Below are 22,597 nucleotides of genomic sequence, written 5' to 3'. Positions count from 1 at the left end.
TACGATATGGATAACACTGAACTTCATCTTTTGGTAACCGATATTGTTGCTAAAGAACTACTAGTAAATGCTCGTGATATTAATCCAACTACTCATCTAGTGCACTATGGTTTAAATTCAATTCATGCCATTACTTTAGCCGGAGAGCTCACAAGAAAGTTACAGATAAATATTGATTTTTCTACACTAATTAATCTTAGAAACATTAAGGAAATCGTAGTATTTATCGATGAGACTCTGAACAAAAAATCACTCCCTGGATTGGCGATAAATTCCCAATATGAGATAGAACCTCTGGTTCCACCAGTCGAAGAGCAAATTGCCTTATTGGCTGATTTGAATCTTTATTTTTGCGAAAGTGATGGTTTACCTGCCTCTGTCATACAAATTGAAGGGCAAAGCCAGCTTAATTTTTCTTCATATAATTATCTTGGTTTCGCTCACGATAATGACATTATCAATGCATCCATTAAGGCACTAAAAACCTATGGCACCTCCGCTTCAGCCAGCCGCGTAGCTGGTGGTCAAAAAACAATACACCGCGAACTGGAACAGGCAATTGCTAGATTTTTAAATGTAGAGAGTGCCCTGATTTTTAATTCAGGCCATGCTACTAACGTCACAACTATTGGCCATTTAATGCAAGCTGATGACCTCATTTTATTAGATGAATTGAGCCACAATAGTTTAATTCAAGGCGCGCAACTTTCTGGAGCTCAATTAAAATTTTTCAACCATAATAATGTAGATTCTTTGCGTAACTTACTATCTGATTTTTGCCATCAATTTAACAAAACTCTGGTTGTGACTGAGGGCATTTTTAGCATGGATGGCGATATTGCTCCCTTGGATAAATATGTTGCCTTAAAAAATGAGTTTCCCTTCTTTTTATATGTTGATGAAGCCCACTCTTTGGGCGTATTAGGTCAAAAAGGAGCAGGAATCGGAGAACATTATTCAATTAATCGATCTGATGTTGATTTATGGATGGGGACCCTAAGTAAGGCTATGGCTTCTTGTGGAGGTTATATTGCCGGCAACCATCAACTTATAAATTACCTAAAATACACTTCTCCTGGTTCTGTATTCAGTTGTGGTTTGTCTCCCGCAGATACTGCCGCAGCCTTAGCTTCTTTTGAAAAACTACAGCAAAATCCCGATAGAGTTCAGCAGCTGCGAGATTTATCGAATTACCTCATACAACAGTTAAATGAACAGGCTATTGAGGTTAAATCAAACCTAGGCTCTCCTATTATCCCTATTATTATTGGGGATGAGGAAATGACCATTCATATCTGCAAGGAACTGCGTAAAAAAAATATTTACCTACAAGCCATAATACCGCCGGTAATCGCAGCCAATCAATCTCGCTTAAGAGTCTTTATTAATCATGCACATACCTACAAGGATATTGATTTTTTAGTAAAAGCTTTAGCGTCCATTTTAGTGCTTGCCTAAACACAAATTACAAGGAGATCACAAGCTCACGCCCTCTTTGCTCAACAGCAACCCCAAACTCACCACATAATTTTTCCGTTCGTGCAGCAATGTATGTGAACTGCTCTGGATTTGCAGGGAGGCTGCGACAGTATTCTATAAAAATGGGATGAAGCCTGAGTTCCTCTATCCTGTTCCCTGAAATTCTCAGTTCGAAAAGTAATTGATGATCATTGTCTAATCCTGGCTCGACATAATAATCATCAACCAGATCACCTGATGCATAAATAATTGGACAATTTCTATAGATTTCAATGCCTTGAAAGACATGCGCGCTATGACCAAAAAGTAATCTGTAACCCATATCGATTGCCAAATGGGCTATATGAATAAAATGTGAAGACGGCCGAAACACCTTATTTGGCCCCCAATGCAGCGATAAAATTGGCCAATCAGTATCACTATCCATTGCCTTTAAACTTTGCTCCAATTGCCTAATGGCTTTTTTTTCATCACTCAGTTCTAAGTAAGCCATGCCTGGCGACTGAGAATTAGCAGCAAAGTCGTCTTGGTGATCGCAGAAGGAAACCATAGCAATTTTTTGTTTTTTTAGAGTTAGATAGCCGGGTGAGTAAGCCTCTTCCTTATTCAGCCCTGCCCCAGCATAGGCGATATGCTCTTTCTTGAGATAGATTAGAGTATCAATCAAACCTTGCACGTCATAATCAAGGATATGATTATTCGCTAGACTAACCATTTTTACATTAGCATTTGCAAGGCTTATAGCCGCCTCAGGCGGAGCCCCAAAATAAAAGGCCTTAGCAGAGCCTGGCCAAATTGCTTGATTGCGAGTTATCGCGCATTCCAAATTGACCAACACACAATCAGCCTGCCACAGTAAAGGAGACAGATCACCCATTGGATAATCAACTCCGCATTTTAAAATCGCCTTTTTAACCAAGCGCCCCAACATTACATCACCACCGAGCAGAACGCTTGTTACAACTTGCATCATTTCCTCGGACAAAATGGTTAATTCATTTTGAAATAGCCTAATATAAGTATATCTTAGAGAAGTTATTTTAGTTGGAACATCTCAACACAAAACAAGCTAAGGTTGTAATAATGAACATTTCCGATTTAAAAAGTTTTCTAGCGGTTATTGAATACCACTCAATTACCTTAGCGGCTAAGGCACTCCATGTTACCCAATCATCAATAAGCAAGCGGATTCAGAAATTAGAAAATGAGGTTAAAGCCCGTTTATTTATTATGCAGGGTTCACGCATTACCTTAACGCCGGCAGGAAAAAATCTTGTTCCTTATGCGCGACAAATTGTTGCCTCTCATCATGGGTTAATACATTCCATCAAGGAAGAAAATTCTGAATCACAACAAAGCCTGACTATTGGTGCCTCTATTTATGTTTCACATTATGTCTTACCTGCTTTTATCTATCACCTACAAGAATCCCGCCCCACATTGAAAATTCACCTAAGGACAATGAGTGAAAAAGATATGGCCGATTATCTTAATTACGGTCTAATTGATTTAGCGCTTTGCCCTGTGCAAAAAACACTACCTAATATATTGTTGAGCGCCCCAATGTGGCAGGAAAAATTAAAAGCAGTTGCTGCTAAAGTCCACCCGTTGAGCAGGGCAAGGCATACTATAGAGCTTTCTGAGCTCGCTCAATATCCTGCCATCCTGACCGAAGGTGGAGTCTATCTTCGAGATGTCGTTGATGATTTATTTCATGAACAGAATGTGCCACTTAAACTGGGTATGGGGGTGAGTACTATCGATGCTATTAAGTCCTTAGTATCTTACGGAATAGGCTGGAGTTTTATGCAAGAAAGACTGTGTGGAGACCCTTTGAAAATTATAAATGTCGCCGGGGTCGATATGATCATGAATTTTCATTGGGCTTATCTTAAAAAGCGAGAAGATGAACGCACTATTAAAGACTTTATCGGTTGTTTAGGGGATTGGCTCAAAAAAGATAGCTTTTGTAAGCTGTTCTGATTTACTGAATTAAAGGGGAAAATAAATGACGATAAAAATTGTAGACTCCCATTTTCATTTCTATGATAGAAAAATAAATAATCACCCCTTCCTAGCAAATTATGATGAAAAGCTCGCCTTACTTTGGGGAAAAAATTATCACCATCGTTTAGGCGAATCTTACCTTCCTGCTGATTATTTGCAGGATATGCAAGGCTTTGAAATTGAGCATTTAGTTATGGCTGAATTGGTCTCTACCGATCCCCTTAAAGAAATGCAATTTGCCCAGGAACTGGCAAGGCAAACCAATTATCCCTCAGCAGCGATTGCAAACATTAGTCTTCTCGATAAGAACCTAGCAAAACGACTCGATGAATACCTGGAAATCCCCATAGTCCGTGCTGTGCGTGACCATTTGCTCTGGGATCCTAACAATCCACAACATTGTTATACCGAGAGAGGAGATACTCTTAAAGAACCTATGGTGGAAGAATCCTTTACTATTCTTAAGGACTACCCTTATAGCTTTGAGTTTGAAATTTATTCTCAGGAGATACCCTTAGTAAGGCACTATGCGGAAAAATTCCCCACAATCAATTTTGCTTTACACTGTCTAGGCTGGCCAATTGATCAAAGCCCTTCTGGCTTTGAAAAATGGAAAAAAGAGGTACAGGATTTAAGCCAATGCCCGAATGTATTTGTCAAGATAACAGCCATCGAATGTATTTTTGGCCTGCAATGGTCCTTAGAGCAAATCACTCCCTGGATAAAAGCCACTATTGAACGCTTTGGCGCCTCACGCTGTATGTTTGGTAGCCACCTACCCATTAGCAAACTCTCTAAAGGGGTTTCAGCCTTATACGAAGCCTATCTTGCAATAGTGGCTGACTTATCAATACAAGAACAGCAAGATCTTTTTGCTAATAGTGCGAAAAGATTTTATAGAGTTTAGCGCATTGTTGCATGAATAAAATGTAGCTTGGATGCAGACTTAGAGCATCAGCCGAGTAAGCATCCAGCATTATAGACAGAGCGCATTGAGTACAACCATCTAAGAAAAAACGCCTACGTACCGCGCTTTATGCGCGGTATCCAGGCAGAGGCTAGTGTACAAAACGAGTTTATTTCCTAAAGCAAGATCCCCTGGATACCGCGCATAAAGCGCGGTACGTAGGCGGAGGGTATGGATGTAATCTCTATTTCTTAAATGGTATTATCTCATTGAGTCCAATGCTCTAAAAAGGAAAAGAAATGCAATCATTTTATGTCTATATTATGGCAAGCGAACGCAACGGCACCTTAATATGTTGGCTCGTCATCTGATTTAATCAAACGAGTCTGGGAACATAAAAATAACTTAATTCAGGGATTTACAGCCAAGTATAATGTACATAATTTGGTCTATTATGAATTGCATGAAACCTATGTAGAGGCCGCATGCCGTGAGAAACGATTCAAAAATTGGTGCAGACAATGGAAGTTAAATTTGATTGAGGAGCTCAATCCGACATGGCGTGACCTATATGAAGAAATTTGCCGTTGATTTAGACCTACGACCGCGCATAAAACGCGGTACCTAAGCGGAAACAATAACAGCAGCTTTAGCTTATTCAAGGTACAACTATGAATACAACCTTTTTACCTAACAACTTAGGGTCTTTCATTTGGCATTTCTTAAAACCCTATAAACGAGCTGTTAGCCTGTTTATTATCCTAGCGATCTTTGCCGGCTTTTGGGGCCCTTTTAATAGCCTGTTGATTAAATCACTGATCAATACCCTGGTCGCAAATCCTGCAGACAAGACGTCTGAACTTTATTGGACAGCGGGTTTGCTAGTCTTGAACTTTATCATTTTTGACAATGTAACCTGGCGCTCTATTGGTTTTCTAAATTATAAATTTGAGCCACTTATAAAAAATCAAATTATTGGCCAAACCTTTGACTATGTGCTGGGCTCGTCTTATCAATATTTTCAGGATAATTTATCAGGACGAATTGCTGACCAAATGACAACCCTCGCTGAGAATATTGAGACGATTTTGCATCGGGTTTCCGTTGATTTTATTCGCGGTGGCTCTTTGCTCATCGTATCGTTTATCACCGCTTATCATGTCAACGCCCTGTTTTTTTACATCTTATTCCTCTGGTTTATCGCCTTTGCTAGTGTCAGCCTTGTCTTATCGAAACGTTTGGTGCATTTGGCTGATGAACATGCCAATAGTGAATCACAACTTTCTGGTCAATTAGTGGATAGCATTTCTAACCAAGCCAATATCAGGATTTTTTCGCGCAAAACCTATGAGCTAAGCCGCATGAATTTCTTTTTCACTCAAGTGCAACAAGCCTTCCAGAGAAAGGAGCTCTACACCGTATTACTCTGCTGTGCCCAGGGTGCTATGATTGCTCTGATGATGGGTTTTGCCGCCTTTTCACTTATCCATCTCTATAATAAAGGCCTTATTAGCATTGGTGATTTTGCCCTGATCTTGGGAATCTCAATGGAGCTAGGCCATATGATGTGGTACACCATGTACCAAGTCGATGTGTTCAACGAGGCTCAGGGTAAATGCAAGCAAAGTTTAAGATCCCTGATTATTCAGCATGAACTCAAGGATAAAAAGGATGCAAGCGAATTGCTCGTTAACCGAGGGCAACTTGATTTTGTAAAGGTTAAATTTCAATACCAGGGCACTGAAACACTGTTTAAAGATAAGTCTGTCACTATAGCCGCAGGCCAAAAAGTAGGATTGGTTGGCTATTCGGGGAGCGGTAAATCAACCTTTGTAAATCTCATTTTGCGACTCTATGATGTCGCTGATGGCCAAATCCTTATTGACCAACAGGATCTGCGAGATATCACCCAAGATAGCCTACGCTCAGCAATCGCCATGATTCCCCAGGATCCTGTCCTCTTTCATCGCAGTCTAAAAGACAATATTCGCTACGGCAAAATAGAAGCAACTGATGAGGAAGTGATTAGCGCCGCGCAAAAAGCACATGCCCATGAATTTATTAGCCAATTAGAGCAGGGTTACGCTAGTTTAGTTGGCGAGCGAGGAGTCAAACTTTCCGGTGGCCAACGGCAACGGATTGCCATTGCGCGCGCTATTTTAAAGAATGCACCCATCTTAATTCTGGATGAAGCAACCTCCCAACTTGATTCCATTACCGAGAAACAAATCCAAGATAGTTTATGGGAACTAATGCAAGACAAGACCACGCTGGTTATTGCCCATCGCCTGTCAACCTTACTGCATATGGACCGAATTTTGGTTTTTGATAAGGGACATATTGTCGAAGATGGTTCTCATGCTGAGCTGCTGCAACAAGGTGGTTTATACAAAACACTCTGGGATGCTCAAGTGGGTGGTTTTTTGCCTGATGCGGCGAAATAACTATCGAATCCACGCGGCAGCGACCGCGGGGTCTAGCAATGGTACAGATCCCGTGGTCAAGTCACAGGAATTCGGGGTTTCTGGTAACAACTTCGTTATTGAAAAATAAATGTAAGCTTTCCTACCTAGAAACCAACCACTCATTGAGATGCAATATAATCAAGAAACCAAAATCCAGCTCTGAGATCCTATGGCAAGCTCTGATAAAGACCTAACAAAACTACTTACAGAAGAAAAACAGGCTGAACTTGCTAACATCATGCGAGAAGCAGATATTCCTGGCCTTTCAGCCATCGCTATCAATGAGCAGGGACAATTATCTGCTCCTTTGCTTCTAGGCACTATGGGCTCCGAAGAGGTCCAAGAGAACACGCAATTTGGCGCTGCTTCATTGAGCAAACCGGTATTCGCTTATTTGGTTTTAAAGCTAATAGAAAGCAATAAAGCAGGTAAGGCAAAAGCAGGGCTAGGACAATTTAGCCAGGGCTTTGATTTAGACACGCCTTTATGTCAGGTTTTTCCAGAGCTGTTAAAGAAATTTCGTGCCGAAGATGCTGAGCAAGCAAGTCAGTTAACCGCAAGAATGGTCTTAGCCCATACAACGGGCTTACCCATTACCCACGATGACAGCAAGGGATTGATTCCCTTTCAATTTAAGCCAGGAACTCACTATGGTTATTCTGGCCCTGGTATCGCCTTCCTACAGGAAACCCTGGAGGCCCTTACTGGTGCAAAACTGGAAACCCTAGCTAAGGAATATGTCTTTACCCCCTGTGATATGACCAACTCCACCTTTATACCCCCTGAACAACAACCTGAACTTACAGCACAGGGCGCCAATAGCCTGCGGACTACGGCCAGCGATTACGCCAAATTCATTTGGAAGTGGATCTCTGATCCAGCAATGCAATACGCTTTTGAACCTAATAAATTCATGGTAGAGAGTTATTTGCCCGATGACTGGCCTGTTGATCTTAAGGTAGAGGATGAGGATAAAAGCAAGCTGGCCTGGGGTTTAGGCTTGGGGATGCAAATCGATGAGCAGGGTAAAAAAGCCTTTCACGCTGGAGACATGAGTCAATGGCGCGCCTGGGTCGCAGTGGACTTAGATCGAAAAACAGCCCTCGTCTATTTCGCCAACTCTCACAATGGCCATATTCTGGCAGAACAACTGATTTCGCCCCATATTCACTTAGGCCATGCCTTTAATTATTTTTTCCAAACCTATGGCTTTGCCCGCAATCTTGCAGAGTTGGAAGGAAAAACAAATTTTCATGGTATTCAACCTAGCCGTTTTCAGCCTCTGCAACTTGAGCTCATGAGAGAACAAGCCAAGATCCCCGGCGTTTCTATAGCCACAGTATCAGCGACAGGCGAATTAACAACAGAAACAGCAGGTCTGAGTAATAAAGAAACGGAGCAAGAGGTAAACAAAGAAACAATCTTTGAAGCCGCGTCCTTATCAAAACCAGTCTTTGCCTACCTTGTATTAAAAATGGCTGAACGTGGCGAGCTAGACTTAGACAAACCACTCTATGAGCAATTCGGCGACTATGGCCCACCCTTTGATGCTATTTCGAAACCCGAGCAAGTTTATGAAGATGCGGAATTTGCTAACAACTATAAAAAGCTAACACCTAGAATGATCTTGTCCCATCAGGGCGGACTGCCAAATGAGTTTAATCCTGATGATTCGGCAAGCTATTGTTTTGTTTCACCCATCGGTAAAAAATTTGATTACTCTGGCGAAGCCTATCGCTTCTTGCGAGAAGTTGTGGAGCGCATAGGGCCTCCGCTGGAAATTTTGGCACAGCAGGAATTTGCCAAGTTGGGCATGACCCATAGTAGCTTTATTCCCCCTTCTAATTCAGACAATCAGGCGGTTGGCCATTCAGCAACCGGCCAGGTCGATAGCAATCAGCATTTTTTCGGTATCCATCCAGGAGCCTCCTTGTATACCACTGCCGAAGATTACGGCAAATTTCTCAGAGCCTGTGTGAACGATCCCTATATTAAAGAGCAGATGTTTAAACCGGTAGTTGAGCTTGCTGACAAAGATGATAAGGCGATAAAGAAGCAAGTCCCCACGACAAGTTTGCAGCAAATGAGTTGGGGGCTTGGTATTGGCTTACAGAAAAACCCCGATGGTTCTATGGTCGCTTTTCACTGGGGCGATAATAATACTTGCCGAAATTTTGCAGCAATCAACCTGGCAACCAATCAAGCGGCAGTCTGCCTGACCAACAGCGCAAATGGACCGGCGCTTTTTAAAACAGTGATTGAAGCAAGGATCGGTGCAGATCTGAGCCCGACCTGTGACTGGCTCTTTAGACGAGAAGGATTTTGTCAGCAGGAAAACTTAACCACCGTTTATAAAAACCTGTTGTCGGATTTAAAGGAGGAAGAGCCTGTGATTTTTGGGGCATCTGTGAATCCTTATTCCTTAGTTCCTAATCCCTTGACGCAATAAAGCCCTCATCCGCCCCTCCTGCATTCATAAACAAAACAATCATCAGTCTCATCAATAGCCCCTTCTCGCTCAAAGGCCTTAACCACACGCACCTGCCTAAATCCGATTTCATCAAGTAGGTTAAACATATCAAGGGAGTTATCGTAGATGCGAATCTTATAGACCTCCACCTCAGTCTGCACAATCGCATTAGCATCAACCAACTCATATTTGCCAATGGATGTACAGATTTCCCCTTCGAGCAGGGCTAATTGGCTAAGTAAGATCAGTTTTCCATCCGCTCTTTGCCAACTGGAACCTCGCCAAACTCCTAATTCTTCGGGCACAGCTCTTCGCGTTTCGACCTCAAAAACGAGAACTCCGTCATTCGTTAAATACTCATAAAAGGTTTCTAAGGCGGCCCTTATAGTGCTTAATTCTGTGAGTAAACCAAAGGAACCACTGGGTATAAAGATCAGGTCGTACTTTTCTGTGCCTTGCAACTCCTCAACAAAACCATGCCATACCCTTGGTGTAATTCCTTTAGCCTGAGCCTTTGCAGCTAAGCTAGCAAGCATGGGGCGGCTTGCATCAAATCCATGCACAGCAAACCCCTCTTCTAGCAAAGCTAATAAAAATCGCCCCGTGCCACACATGGGTTCTAAAATTAGTCCCTGCGATTCAGCTGCATAGCTACGATAAAATCGATAGGCATCCTCAGGCGCTTCAGGTTTGCTGAGCTCATAGACTTCTGTGCAAAGATTCTGATAGGTATCAAATTTTTTCATCGTTTTCCTCTGTACATGACAAAAAATCCTGTCGTTCCCGCGTAGGCGGGAATCCATTTATCAATCATAACCCTCACTACGCTTGAGAGATGGATTCCTGCCTACGCAGGAATGACAGAAAAACAGACCATAGGTATCAAATTTTTTCATCGTTTTCCTCTGTACATGACAAAAAATCCTGTCGTTTCCACATAAGCGGGAATCCATTTATCAATCATAACCCTCACTACGCTTGAGAGATGGATTCCTGCCTACGTAGGAATGACAGAAAAACTGACTAAGGGAAGCAATAAACAAGCATTTTTTTAATTACACATCTTGAGCCCAAATTCGTGGGAATACATCAGCTCAAGATCCCCCTATATTCAAATCAATCCACTGAGGGTTACTTTGCTCGATCAGGTTTATTTTCCATTGCCTGTTCCATTTTTTGATGCGCTTTTCTCTAGTTATTGCTTCATAAACATCAGAGTAAATTTCATAATAAACTAAGCGATGAACATTGTATCTTTTCGTAAATCCTTCAACCAACTCCTCCTTGTGCTGGTACATTCGTTGTATAAGATTGCTAGTAATACCTGTATAAAGTGTTCCATATTTTTTGTGCTGGCCAATATGTAAACAAAATAACGCTTATCTTCCATTATATAGCCTGGTTGGTTGCTAAAACCCATACCGTCTTGCTTGAACTGATCGATTTTTGAACTAAAATTAAATAGATCATTGCAGGAGAAATGAAATGACTAGTTCAATATGGAAAAAGCTGGGTCTTGTGATTTCAGCGCTCTTATTTTGCTCTCTAAGTTATGCTCTGAACCCTCAACCTTTACCTCCAGGTAAAGCACAACCTACTTTACAAAAGCAACCTACTACACTTCAACCTAAACCAGCGCAGGAAGCTACCCCTAAAAATTAATCAACCCGAAATCCCGTGGGCTTAACCACGGGATCTAACGAACTAACTTAAGTAAACGCTGGAAGCAAACCTTCCAGAAACTATGAATCTTTCCAGTTTTTATTAAATCCTTAGTCGAAATGAGTTCGTCCAAGGTATCCTCAGGTCGAACTCTTGTTCCCTTATCCCAACTGATATACATCGGATAAATCAATAATGCCCCAGCAATTAATTCGTCTAAGCTAAGTTGTCGAGTCCGACGTGGGGTGCTCATCATATCTGTCGTCAGCCCCCAGCCTGCATAGAAGGGTAAGCCATAGCAGCTAACCGCCTTTCCTCTCAGTAGCGCTTCAAAGCCAGCTAAAGAGGTCATTACATGCACCTCATCTGCGTATTTTAGTAGCTGATCTATCGAGCCATGCTCTAAGTACTCATCACAATATTGCTTAATCTTATCCTCATTAACACCCTTTGCCCTCAACCCAGCTACTACATCGGGATGTGGTTTATAGATTAACCATGCTTCAGGATTTTTTGCGCGAACCTCCTTGACCAAGGCGATATTGGTTTTAACTTCCCCAGTTCCATAAGCAATTGAGGCATCAGCTTCAACCTGGCCTGGGACAAGGATTATACGCTTTCCATTCTGGGGAGGTGTCCAAGTTTGGCCTTGCAAATTGTATTTTGTCACACCATGTTCTATTAAACGCTGATGAAATAATTTTGCTCGTTCTAATAACTGCTCTGAAAAAGGTGAATTTTCTAGGATATGTTCTAAATCAGAAGGACCTGTTGCATTGTAATAAATTCCCCGGGTATCAACAGCCCAAGATAAAGGACGTGTTAGGGCAGCACCTAGGCCAATCGATCTTAGGAAACCATCTTCAAGGCGAATGATTGAAACACTAGGATCTAACTCTGCTGGGACGAGACGCGAGCCCCAGACTAATAATGAGGCACCCGCTTTAACTGAGCTGGCACGTCGGATAAAACGAAGTTTATGTCCCTCAAAAAATCGTCTGACGATTGGTTTTTTCCAAGAAGACATACGCCAAACATAGAGCACTGAATGATTGGAAATCAGCCTATTGTTAAAGTCAAAATCATTATTGGTTTCGCTGCTTTCCATATTCCAAGTCACTATAAATCGAAAAAACGAAATCATAAGACTTATATCTATTGTAAACAAGACGCTCGCTCTTATAATCGAGTAAACAGAGAGAATGAGCCTTGATTGTTCAATTATGTTAGATTTTTTAACTATTTTTACCAATAAGAAAACGTTTACTGGCATCCTGGGTAATCCCACTGCTAATCGTTGTGGATTACACATTTTTAGAATCGTATTAAGTGATGCCATAGAATATCTAAGAAAATTACCCTTTTATTTGTTAGCCCCCAAAGCCGCCCGCGAGTTTAATAAAAATGGCATCTTACTAATAGAGAATTTTCTTGATCCTCAATTGTTTTTTGCAGTCAAAAATGAAATTGAAGAACATGTCAATCAGCTCCCTGAAGCTTTACCCAATCTAAAAAAACAACTCTATGGCGATAAAATTCAACGTGTAGATGGTTATGACCGTTATGATGGTGATACCTTAAATCGCTTTGATTATATTTCCAGACGCTCACCTGTGCGGCGTGTTTTTATGAATCTGCGTGTGCATCGCCTAACCTTGGCATTATTTGGCATGTTTAATACTCCTTTCCGCTATTCTTTATATACCTTACGCCATGGGGATGAAGAAATACTACCCGACTCGCAAAAACTTACTCATAGAGATACTTTCCATCATACATATAAAATATGGTACTTTGTGCAGGATGTAGAACTAAGCACCGGACCTTTTGAATATTCTGTTGGCAGCCACATCTCCACTTGGCGGCGTTTACGCTGGGAATATCAACGTAGTAACCAAATAAGTTCTAATAAAAATTTATCAAGTGGCGGCGCTTTGCGGATTGGTGATGAAGAGCTAATCCAGATAGATATCCAACCCCCTAAGCCTCTATGTGTAAAAGCAAATACCATGATCATTGCAAATACCCGAGGATTTCATCGTCGAGGCTTTGCTAAAGCAGGGATCAAACGTGCAGGTATTTTTGGTTATTTCAGGCCTTTCGCTTTTTTTCCATTCCTACAACCCTAAGCCCTATTTTATTGACCGCAAAAAATTATCTGTAATCAAAAAATGTTCCTCCCAGGTTGGGGATTTATACTGAACAAGTCGTTGCTGTTGTGCTTGTCTTAGCCGACTATCCGGCTTGGCATAATCAACAATCGTGCTTATCCATCGTTCATAATCCAACGGAGCAATATATTCTGGCACATCTTGACCAATTTCATGGAAAACCGATATTGAACTGGCAATAACAGGAATACCCGCGCTTAAGGCTTCAACCAAGGGCAAACCATAGCCTTCTACAAATGAGGGAAATAGTAAGGCCTGGGCGTCTTGTAAGCAGAACGATAACTCCTCATCTGAACACTGGCTCCATTCATAAACAAAACCCTCTAGTTGTGAACATCGCTCCAACATACGACTAACATGCTCACACTCCCAGCCTCTTCGCCCAATGATAATCAACTTAGGTGCCAAACTACCAAACAATTCAATCAGCTTTTTCCACACCTGAAGTAGCAAAATATGATTTTTACGAGGTTCAATCGTACCAACCGTGACAAAATAGGGTGAGACCTTAGGTCTAGACCTTCGAGAGGCAAGGGGTAAATCGACTCCAAGTGGAGCAATACAGGTCAATGGCAATTCTTTTTCATGAGAAACAGCAAATTGTGACAAACTATTATAGGTATCACGAGAATTTACGATAATGCCCTTGGCCAGAGATAGTGCATGGTTTATACGGCGTCTATGCTTTTCCTTTTCATCAAAGCGGCAATATTCAGGATGCGTTAAAGGAATTAAATCATGGATAAAAAAAATAGGGGTCCAGCTTTTTTTTGAAATTGCTTTGATATATTGCTCTTTATTCAGATAACTATGACCTAACACAAGCAAAATACCCTTTTGCACCTTTTTAAAGGAAAAACACATCCCACGCATCAACGAAAAAAACAAATTAGAGCGATGAGCACTGTTCGAGATAAGTGCGCAGAAAAGGAGCTTTGACTTCTTTGGGGATAAAACCCAGAAACGTCGCGAAAAATACACCACAGCACAGGCAGAATCTTGATAATGTTGCAAATAGGCCAACATAACTCGATCTATCCCAGTCGGTTTGAGTTGTTGCATCTGCCTAAGAATTAAGCGGGTTATGTCAATATAAAACATGTGTTCGCGCTGAACAACTCAGCCCTTTTGGGGTAAATATCAGGAAAGAACTTCGAACCAGCTCCCCCTCATCCGCCCTTCGGCCACCTTCTCCCCGCAAACGGGGAGAAGGTGGTGCGAAGCGACGGATGAGGGGCGGTTCAAGCACAACATCTCATCTACTAAGCAAATTTATAATAAGCACCGAAAAGCACAGAGTTAATTTGCGGCCCTCTCAGATTAGAGCTAGAAGTCAAATTAATAAGGTTGTTCTGTGGAGAGTTGGATTGAAAATCAAAGCGCGGCTTAGATGTTCCAAAGGCATGTGTGTAGGCTAAAGATAAGCCCCAGCGTTCCATATCATAGACAGCACCAACTTTTATCTCAGGCAAAACATAAGTTTGATTCGTCTTACCGGTGAACTGGCTATTGATTGTAACGTGCTGATTAGCTATTAATGCGCCATTCATTCTATCGGTGGAATATTTGTATCTCGCGTTTTCAAATAAGGTTCCGCCTTTAACAAAGAATCCAAAATTATTTGGCTGGTAAAGAACCCCCACTAAGAGATCAGCGCCATCTAAATTGAGCCTAATATCGCTTGAGTTATCGGATTTATGTTGTTTTTTCTTACCAATATAAGCCCAACCTGTCTCAGCACTAAATTTGACGCTGCTGGTATAAGAATACAGCACCCCTGCAGCTACACGTCCGCCCCAGGAATCTTTGTTTGAGAATATTGGTTTAATATTAGAGGTCAATAAGCTTAAATCCAATGCAGTCCAAGATCCTTCAAGGCTAACAAAGGGAACTAAGGGATGATTCTCTACAACAACTGGCCCCATTGTGCCGGCTTGAGCATTTGTTAATAACAGAGCTGCTGCACCAAAACCACTAACTACCTTTAAATACCCGGTCATACCTATCCTTAATTTTTGAGTAAAACTTCTTTTATGGTTTATTATTTTCTAGAGATACTCAGATTTTTTTGAAATTCTATTTAGGAATGCAAAGGAGATTTTCTAAAAAAACCATGCTATGACCGGTGAATCTATATCAAATAAAATTACTTGTCTAGATAAAAGCGATAAGCCCTTTTGCCGGCTTATTTAGGAGAGAATGATTTATATTCAAACGGTTGAGTTGACCTGTACGTCATCCAGAGCGCAGCGAAGGATCTCCGAAATAGCACTGTGCCATATTCAGGAGCTCCTTCGCTGCGCTCTGGATGACGGGGCGTGACCTTAACCCACGAGAACTCAACTATTTTTTACCAAGGGCAGCAGCCAGATGAATTATCTTCGCCTAGCAAACGCTCAACAATCAGATCCTTATCATAAAGATTTGAGCCTTCTTTGAAAGATATACCAAACCAAACACTATCTTCAATTTCCTTTAACTCATCGACTAAGAAGGAAAAATAGGAATGACGCTCAGCCTTGGCATTGATTAAAAATTCATTAACCAGATCAGCAGCCGTTCCCACATTTAGAGCATCAGCTACATTGCTATTCAAACGCTTTGCCGCGTTTTGCCCAGATACATTATGTCTGAAAAACCATCTAGAGAACCAACCGTCTTTACCGCGAATTTCTTTAGTTCCATTAGTATCTTCATACCACTCTTGGTATCTTTTTTGTGCCTCATCCACTGCAACCTGAATTCGGGCTAAAAGAGTTTCATTGTCATCGACAGGTAGCCCCTCAAGATCCAAGCTATTAGCTGCTCTTAGGCGGTTACCAGCCTGCCTTCCCCTGCGTTGTTGAGGCTGCTCAGCTAAACTCTCTTGTATCGCTCGCTCAAGATCGGGATCAGGTTGGGGATGTTGAACTCTATTCTCAGGCTGAAGACTTGCTGCTATGGCTAGAAGAATGTCCGGATCCTCATCATTGTCATGTACAGGCTGCTGATTTGCCTGCGCCTGATTAATTGGTGCACCATAAAAAGCTTGCTCATATTCTTCGAAACTTAGATCTATTGCTCGTTGAAGTTCGTCTACTTCATTATCAACAGGTTCGTGATCATCAACTGGTTCATGAATAGGCTGCTGATGTACTTGGTCATTAGCACCAAACTCTCCTAACAGAAAATCACCTGGTTGAATTTGCGGAACATAAGGAACTGGCTGGTGTTGCACCTGCTCTTGTTCGCGCAAAGCTCTTTCCTCAGCTTCTCGTTGCGCAAGCACATCGATGCTTAAAATCTCGCAGGCAATCTTAAATTGTTCTGAGAGAAAACGAGCCTCTTCTCTCAGCAAATTGAAGAAAAACAATTTTTTAAAATCGAATAAGGCCTGACGTAGCCCTTCGTCACCAACAAGCCCCTGCTCTCTTTCGACATGAGTTGTACTTGCTGCTCTAACAATAGCCTGATGAAAACGATTGGAACTATCTTCAATGATCGTTTTCAAAGCTTGTAGATATTCTGCGGGATTTTCAAAGTCTCTAACATTAAATTCTAGAAGTGCCCCAGTTAGTTCGTTGTATAAAAACGCAAGGGCATCTTCGCCCATAAGAGGGTCTGCACCAGCCGCAATAACTAGACCATAATGACGTATATCGGTTTGCTGGAAAGCTCTCCATTTATTTTCTAATTCTAATCGAATCCTTTCTGCTTCTTCCTGCTCTCGCCTAATCCTTTCTTCTTCCTGCTCTTGTTCCTGTCTTATTTTTGCTGCAAGCATTTCTGGTGTTAAGGGTAAATTTTGAGGGGATCTCAGATTTTGTTCGCCTTCAAACTGTAAACCAGCAAAGGGGTTGTAGCGCGCAGTATTATGGGGATACCAGTTAGGCTGCCTATACTGGCTTGCAGACAAACCTTGCAGGTTAGTTATTTTCCCAGTAGTCGAATAAAGTTTTTCATCTTTCAAAGCAAAAAATGTGGTATTTACTTCTGGGTTACCTGCTTCATAACTAGTAGGCCAATTATCTGTCGCTGCTGGCGCCCATTCTGTAGTTAATCGATGGTCTTCATCAGAAATTCGAGCAACCTCTGCCCTAGCCTTTTCATTTTCAACGATAAAACGTACCCAGGAATTATCACGTTGACACCAAAAGGGACCTAAGATCATATAATCACCAGTTTGAAAATTTTTGTTGCCAGATATTAGCATGGAAATCTTAAGCGAATCTTAAGAAAAACTTAAGGCTCCTCAACCGCCTTTGTACGGGACAAGAATTTGTAATCTCAGAGAAAACTCGAATTAGAGGATTTTCTATTTTTTGTCCTGCACAAAGCTCAACCTCTATCGATTAAACCAGGAAAAACCCGGATATGCCCTTCTTAATTGATTTAGGGCGTTAATATAAGTAATGCAATTAGCCAATTCATCGCTAGGATGGCTGAGATAAGTAGAACTTAAATCGATTTTCGCCAGATCTTTATCAATTTTCTGCTTGGCAAATTCACAAGACTCTTCTTTATCTGCGTTATAGAGAGCGAGCAGATGCTGCTCTAATTCTTTCAGATCGATCTGATAGTTCGCCGCAGTAACATAAGCACTGTCTCTATCAATTCCATCATAGATATGGCTAATTGTTGTCTGGATAAGGGTCATTTGGATAAATCCCTTTTTATAATCAATTAACTTTTCTTGCTTTTTCTTCTTAAAATGCTCAAGGGGAAAAGCTTCCAGCAAGCCACGGCATAACCAAAAAGAACTCGTTAAATCGTATAAACGCTTCTCCTGAGTATCAGTTTGTAGTAATTGATTAAGATTCTGTATAAGAAAACGAAATAATTTTCGCAAATGCCTTGATAATAAAGAGAAAAAATCTGTTCGCCACAGGACATTAGCAACCAAAAAACTGGCAACAATACCAATGACTATACCGCCTAAACGCTCTAAGGCAGGCTCAAGATTGACAGGCGGGCCTCCTGCCTGCCCCATTGAAATAACCATAGCGATACTCGCTTGCAAGCCAATATAGCTGTAAGCAATATATTTAAAAGAAAAATAACTAAAGAGCCAAATTGAGAAAAACAATATCAGCACATAACAGTATAAATCTAAGGAAAAAAAAGCTAGTGGGAACAAGGCAGCACCACCACCAATCAAACAACCTAGGAAGCGGTAAATACTTATATTTTTCATTTCAAATAAATGCTTTTTTATTGAAATGACAACACTGGAAATAATACCATTGACGCCACCAGGCCAGTCAGAGACTAACCAAAAACACAGTGCCAAAACAGCGGCTAGGGCTGTCTTAATAGCACCGACAATATTATCCATATCGTTACGTAACAGTTGCTGATTGGTAATTAATTTGGTCTGATGCTTTGCTGCTACTGGGTTATTTATCAGAATATTACTCAAGTTAGTTATCATGGCCTGAACTTGTTGTAGCAGTGGGCTTAATACCAGATAACTCTTTACTGCCTCGATAGGGCTTGCCTCCTCAGTTGTATTTGCGCTAATAAGCTGATGTAAAGTTGCTAAACTATTTTCGGCTAGCAAGACGGGCTTTATGGTCCCAACAGCAAAAAACTCCTTTTTTAATTGCTCTAAGTCTTGTTGCGCGGTTACAAAAAAATCAGCGAGCGCTGCTCTTAATTTTGCATGCTTTCCGCTATCAAGCTGAGTATCAATAGTAGAAAGGAAATAGGTTAGAGTTCGACCGAAATTATAGAACTGATCAAATAAGGCTCGATATTTGTCAACCTTGACCCGTTTAATACCCAACTCACGCCGCACAAAACCAATCATTTCCAATGACTTTCTGATTTTCTTTTTCATTTTCAAATTATCAGCGCTAAGCATTTGAAAATTAGGTTCATTTGCTACAGTTTGTTTACTAAGTTCTTTTAATAGATTAGACATTAAATCAAAAAGTTGATCAGCTTCTTTTATCAAATTATCTTGAATATTATTAGGAAAAATACACCAGGCAGATACAGCTGAAATTATAACGCCTAGACTAATATCTATAGGGCGCCAGATTGCCAGATAGAAGGTTTGCTGCGGGGTAAAAGCCAGATCTGAAATAACAATAAAGGCACTCAATGCACCAAGTAGATAAGCATAGGCATAAGAGCTAAAGCTGTAATAGTAAATGGCAAGGCTAATCAGTAAAAAAATGGCTAAGAGATAGAGTAAGAGACTATTGACTACCAGCCCTGCTAAGAAATAGCCAAGCCAGGCACCAATTGTAGCGCCAATTATACGGAGTATTGCTTTATCAACGACAGAACCCGTATATACATTTGCCAATAGAACAACGGTCATTGCAGACCAATAAGGCTTATCAAAATGAAAGGAAAAAGCAATCAGCATAGCAGCTAAGGTAGCAATAGCCGTCCTTAATGCTGCTCTATTCTCCAGGGTCTGAGGTAGCAATGATTTGAAAATTATACTCACCTCATCGATAAGTTTTAGTTGTAGCACTTGCCCCTATTCGCATGGGGTATTCAGGACTTAGATCATCAATATAAATTCGCACAGGAAAACGTTGTGCGATTTTAATCCAATCTTCGGTAGCCTCAAGATAAGCCAAAGTCGAAGGAGCAACAGAACCTGCCTGCACCCGGTTTATTCCCCAGCCAATACTATGTACATGGCCATGAAACACTTTGCCAGGATACATATCAATCGTTATTCTTGCCTTATCGCCAGGATGAATCAGCCTGATTGCTGTTTCCCGATAGCGGGTTACTACCCACCAATGACTAGTTTCCACCAAAGCAAACAAGCCCTGCCCTACCGATATATATTGGCCGCGTCGCAAATTAAAATTAGTAATATAACCGTCTGCAGGCGCTCTTACCAAGGTATGGTTATATAAGTATTTTGCCCTTCTATAAGCAGCCTTAGCAGCAAGCACCCTGTTATTATCAAAATTCTCTCGAGCAATTCTCAGTTCCTGAATTGCTGACAGGACCCCGGCTTCCTGCTCCTTGATCTTCGCCTCTGTATCAATTAGCTGAATATCCGCAATGTCTCCCTTCGCCTGTAATTTTTTATAGCGACCAAGATGGTCTTTAGAGAGATTAAGATAATCCTGGTTTTGCTTTAATCTTTCCGAAGCCACCGTAATTGCAAATTTTTCATTCTCATAGTCAAGCTTGGCGATATTAAGATCTGCTTTTGCCTTGTCCATAGCATATTTGTAAGGGCGCGGATCAATTTCAATTAGCTTTTGCCCTTTAACAACATTCTGGTTTTCACAGACATAAATTTTAGAGACAGGACCGGAAACAAGGGATGCCATATTAATAACATTTGCTGAAACATAGGCATCATTTGAGTACGTAAAGTGATAGGCAAAATAACGATATCCCAAAAACGCAAAGCCAATGATTACTACTGTAACCAAATGTGGCCAATACTGAAACGCTGCTAAACGCTCCTTATTTAAAAAAACTATCCGCTCTTTGAAAGACATAAAAAATTGCGTCCCCTAGGTATTGACTAGCCCATAAACTTGCATACTGTGCTATTATCGATTTTTTTTGTGGTAAAACCAGGCTGATAAAGATGTACTTTTTTCTTTCTTAATATTTCTTTAAGAAAGCATGATTATAATCGGCTAATTTATCAAAGATTCGAGAAATAATAAATTGCACTCTTTGTTAGAGAGCTTGGAACACTTTGACTCTTATATAAGAGGCGGTAGCTCTAAGTATCTAAAAAAATATATGCATCGTTACGATGATAGCCCAGAAATCTTGGATATCGATTTCCATCGTCTTCGCATTAGTGATTCTCCCGCCATTAGAACCCGAGTCTTATCTATTCTTAAGAACCTGAATATTCCCAAAAAAAAGCGGAAAACATTCAATACGAATATAACCGTTTACGAGCTGCTGACGCAATTATCACGCGAAGGGCACCCTCAGGTGGATTATCTCCTTGATTTAATTGATGATAAAAGCAAAATTAGTAAATGGGGGTTAGTGCTTGTTGGTGGGGTTTTAGCTTCCATTGCTCTTTATTTTCTCTCACTGCCTGCCTTTAAGTTTGTAATAGATGCCATAAAAGTCTTTGCCTCTTCAGTCATCTCTATCCCTATAGTTGGCCTGGTCTATAACGTAGGCCTTTCTTTGTACTATTTTTTCGATATCTATACTGATAACAGAAAAACAGAATTTAATCGATGGCGGGATAGTTTCTTCCAGTTTTTAAATACATCAGCAAATATAGCGGCATATATTCTATTAATTGCTACCTCAGCTGCAGCAAGTCCCGTTGTTGGGGGATTATACGTCGCAGCAGCAGCTGTTGATGCCTTGAAAGAAGCCTTCTGCCTAGTACAAGAGTTTATTCAATATTTAACTAGCCCCCCGATTGACGAAGCGGATCAACTGAGTGTTCATAGAGCCTATGCGCGACGGGTCTTTGGTTTTGAAATGCGCAGGAATGCCTTGGGCATTAACTTAGCCGCTGCTCTGCTATTAGTAGGGATTACGGCTCTCTGGTGTTTTTTACCTGGTGGAATTCCTGCTACTATCGTTGCTTTTTCAGCTATCGGCCTTGTTTATCTTGTTAAATATGCCCTTTTAAAATGGAATGAAGAACATTTAAGGGAACACTTACAAGATCAATTAGCAGAATTGGAAGATCAATACTCAGCCCTAGAAGATAGTTCTGAACTTGATTTTGATCAAAATAAGGACAGAAGTCTGGACTATGACTCGAGTCTCTCTTATTCACCTGCTTCTGTTTCTTCCCTATCTCCTACACGCTCTTCTGCTCAATGGCAAAGCCAGAGAACGCAATCCGCCCCCAACCTCAGAACACCCCTCCCTTCTGCGGCAGACCTCCCCTTCTTCGGTGACAAAACTGCTGGGGACTCCCTAGTAGTAAAGGTTAGCCCAGAATCAGACCGGTCTGAATGCAGCCACTCATTTTCATAAAACTCGCCAACTCAATAGACCTAGCCTACTCTTCCCGGGCTTTTGATTTTCGCAATGAACGAATTCTGCCAATTTTGCAAAACGTATCTGCAAAATTGTAGAGCGCTGACTAAGAGCTCCTAAGCTAATCTGTAGATGATGTGTGCTGTAATTCAGATTATCCCTTTGGATTTGCAAGCAAGGGAAAACACCTAAATCTTCAATGAGATAGTAATAACTATGTTCTTCGTGAATAAAAATACAACCTCTTTTATTTTTTAGTAAATCGACAATAAGATTAGGTGCTTGTTCTTTCAGAATACATTCCCCCGGAGTAGCTTGTGCAGCAAGCTTTGCCACTACTGCCTCAAGAGCTCTAAGGGATTGCTGTTTTTCTTTCAGCAGACTTAACACCTTGTAATCTAATAAGAATAACCGCATTTGTGACAACACCAGCAAGGATGAAACCACTATCATCATAAGGGTTGTTACAAGCACAAATCCCCTCTGTTTTCGCACTAGT

At 41.1% G+C, this 22,597-nt stretch carries 17 protein-coding genes and 2 pseudogenes; 9 read left to right on the top strand and 10 right to left on the bottom strand.

The annotated features are described in order from the left end of the window. Positions 1-6: 6 nt before the first annotated feature. Positions 7-1,458 (top strand): aminotransferase class I/II-fold pyridoxal phosphate-dependent enzyme, encoded by a 1,452-nt coding sequence (locus tag BN1094_RS06835; RefSeq protein WP_052403168.1) that lies wholly within the window; start codon positions 7-9, stop codon positions 1,456-1,458. Positions 1,459-1,465: 7 nt separating this feature from the next. On the opposite strand, the gene BN1094_RS06830 is transcribed toward BN1094_RS06835, so the two are convergent. Continuing rightward, positions 1,466-2,452, bottom strand: a complete 987-nt coding sequence (locus tag BN1094_RS06830) for a CapA family protein (RefSeq protein WP_043873520.1) — start codon at positions 2,450-2,452, stop codon at positions 1,466-1,468. A gap of 110 nt (positions 2,453-2,562) precedes the next feature. On the opposite strand from BN1094_RS06830, the gene BN1094_RS06825 reads away from it, so the two are divergent. From BN1094_RS06825 to BN1094_RS18775, 5 genes and pseudogenes are all read left to right on the top strand, one after another. Then, on the top strand, positions 2,563-3,462 hold the full coding sequence (locus tag BN1094_RS06825; protein ID WP_043873519.1) for a LysR family transcriptional regulator: 900 nt from the start codon (positions 2,563-2,565) through the stop codon (positions 3,460-3,462). A gap of 25 nt (positions 3,463-3,487) precedes the next feature. Continuing rightward, positions 3,488-4,393 carry an amidohydrolase family protein gene (locus BN1094_RS06820; protein ID WP_043873518.1) on the top strand — a complete coding sequence of 302 codons (906 nt, stop codon included), beginning with the start codon at positions 3,488-3,490 and terminating at the stop codon, positions 4,391-4,393. Between the two features lie 299 nt (positions 4,394-4,692). Beyond that, a pseudogene (locus BN1094_RS19230) lies at positions 4,693-4,984 on the top strand (GIY-YIG nuclease family protein). A gap of 80 nt (positions 4,985-5,064) precedes the next feature. After that, positions 5,065-6,837 carry an ABC transporter ATP-binding protein gene (locus BN1094_RS06815; RefSeq protein WP_043873517.1) on the top strand — a complete coding sequence of 591 codons (1,773 nt, stop codon included), beginning with the start codon at positions 5,065-5,067 and terminating at the stop codon, positions 6,835-6,837. Positions 6,838-7,027: 190 nt separating this feature from the next. Continuing rightward, complete coding sequence (locus BN1094_RS18775) at positions 7,028-9,307, top strand: serine hydrolase domain-containing protein (protein ID WP_052403166.1); 2,280 nt, start codon at positions 7,028-7,030, stop codon at positions 9,305-9,307. A 5-nt stretch (positions 9,308-9,312) separates the two neighbouring features. Here BN1094_RS18775 and BN1094_RS06805 read toward each other — a convergent pair whose 3' ends face one another. Together BN1094_RS06805 and BN1094_RS06800 are read right to left on the bottom strand one after the other, a co-directional pair. Beyond that, on the bottom strand, positions 9,313-10,074 hold the full coding sequence (locus BN1094_RS06805; protein WP_043873516.1) for a class I SAM-dependent DNA methyltransferase: 762 nt from the start codon (positions 10,072-10,074) through the stop codon (positions 9,313-9,315). Positions 10,075-10,422: 348 nt separating this feature from the next. After that, positions 10,423-10,718 (bottom strand): annotated as a pseudogene (locus BN1094_RS06800) (GIY-YIG nuclease family protein). Between the two features lie 95 nt (positions 10,719-10,813). Here BN1094_RS06800 and BN1094_RS19795 point away from each other — a divergent pair. Continuing rightward, the gene (locus BN1094_RS19795; protein WP_176695264.1) at positions 10,814-10,990 is read left to right on the top strand and encodes a hypothetical protein; all 177 of its coding nucleotides are present in this window, start codon (positions 10,814-10,816) and stop codon (positions 10,988-10,990) included. Positions 10,991-11,024: 34 nt separating this feature from the next. Here the strand turns inward: BN1094_RS19795 and BN1094_RS06795 are convergent, their stop codons facing one another. Beyond that, the gene (locus BN1094_RS06795; RefSeq protein WP_081935035.1) at positions 11,025-12,098 is read right to left on the bottom strand and encodes a capsular polysaccharide export protein, LipB/KpsS family; all 1,074 of its coding nucleotides are present in this window, start codon (positions 12,096-12,098) and stop codon (positions 11,025-11,027) included. A 94-nt stretch (positions 12,099-12,192) separates the two neighbouring features. Here BN1094_RS06795 and BN1094_RS18770 point away from each other — a divergent pair, with 94 nt between their 5' ends. After that, positions 12,193-13,119, top strand: a complete 927-nt coding sequence (locus BN1094_RS18770) for a phytanoyl-CoA dioxygenase family protein (protein ID WP_052403165.1) — start codon at positions 12,193-12,195, stop codon at positions 13,117-13,119. Positions 13,120-13,122: 3 nt separating this feature from the next. Here the strand turns inward: BN1094_RS18770 and BN1094_RS06785 are convergent, their stop codons facing one another. The 5 genes from BN1094_RS06785 to BN1094_RS06765 all read right to left on the bottom strand — a co-directional run bounded on the left by BN1094_RS06785 (position 13,123) and on the right by BN1094_RS06765 (position 20,624). Further along, positions 13,123-14,262 carry a glycosyltransferase family 4 protein gene (locus BN1094_RS06785; protein ID WP_043873515.1) on the bottom strand — a complete coding sequence of 380 codons (1,140 nt, stop codon included), beginning with the start codon at positions 14,260-14,262 and terminating at the stop codon, positions 13,123-13,125. Between the two features lie 161 nt (positions 14,263-14,423). Beyond that, entirely contained in the window at positions 14,424-15,161 is a 738-nt protein-coding gene (locus tag BN1094_RS06780) for a hypothetical protein (protein WP_043873514.1), read from the bottom strand. Positions 15,162-15,511: 350 nt separating this feature from the next. Beyond that, on the bottom strand, positions 15,512-17,353 hold the full coding sequence (locus BN1094_RS06775) for a hypothetical protein (RefSeq protein ID WP_043873513.1): 1,842 nt from the start codon (positions 17,351-17,353) through the stop codon (positions 15,512-15,514). A 132-nt stretch (positions 17,354-17,485) separates the two neighbouring features. Next, positions 17,486-19,627, bottom strand: a complete 2,142-nt coding sequence (locus tag BN1094_RS06770; RefSeq protein WP_052403164.1) for an FUSC family protein — start codon at positions 19,625-19,627, stop codon at positions 17,486-17,488. Continuing rightward, positions 19,602-20,624: an efflux RND transporter periplasmic adaptor subunit gene (locus BN1094_RS06765; RefSeq protein WP_043873512.1), complete on the bottom strand. Its 1,023-nt coding sequence runs from the start codon at positions 20,622-20,624 to the stop codon at positions 19,602-19,604. The genes BN1094_RS06770 and BN1094_RS06765 overlap by 26 nt, the downstream gene beginning before the upstream one ends. Before the next feature lie 175 nt (positions 20,625-20,799). On the opposite strand from BN1094_RS06765, the gene BN1094_RS06760 reads away from it, so the two are divergent. Next, complete coding sequence (locus BN1094_RS06760; protein WP_141650433.1) at positions 20,800-22,095, top strand: hypothetical protein; 1,296 nt, start codon at positions 20,800-20,802, stop codon at positions 22,093-22,095. Here the strand turns inward: BN1094_RS06760 and BN1094_RS06755 are convergent. After that, positions 22,090-22,572 carry a hypothetical protein gene (locus BN1094_RS06755; protein ID WP_043873510.1) on the bottom strand — a complete coding sequence of 161 codons (483 nt, stop codon included), beginning with the start codon at positions 22,570-22,572 and terminating at the stop codon, positions 22,090-22,092. The genes BN1094_RS06760 and BN1094_RS06755 overlap by 6 nt on opposite strands. Between the last annotated feature and the right edge of the window lie 25 nt (positions 22,573-22,597).

The organism is Legionella massiliensis (assembly GCF_000756815.1).
Taxonomy (GTDB): Bacteria; Pseudomonadota; Gammaproteobacteria; order Legionellales; family Legionellaceae; genus Tatlockia; species Tatlockia massiliensis.
Note: the sequence above shows the minus strand (reverse complement) of the source record. Positions and strands in the feature narration are given on the sequence as shown.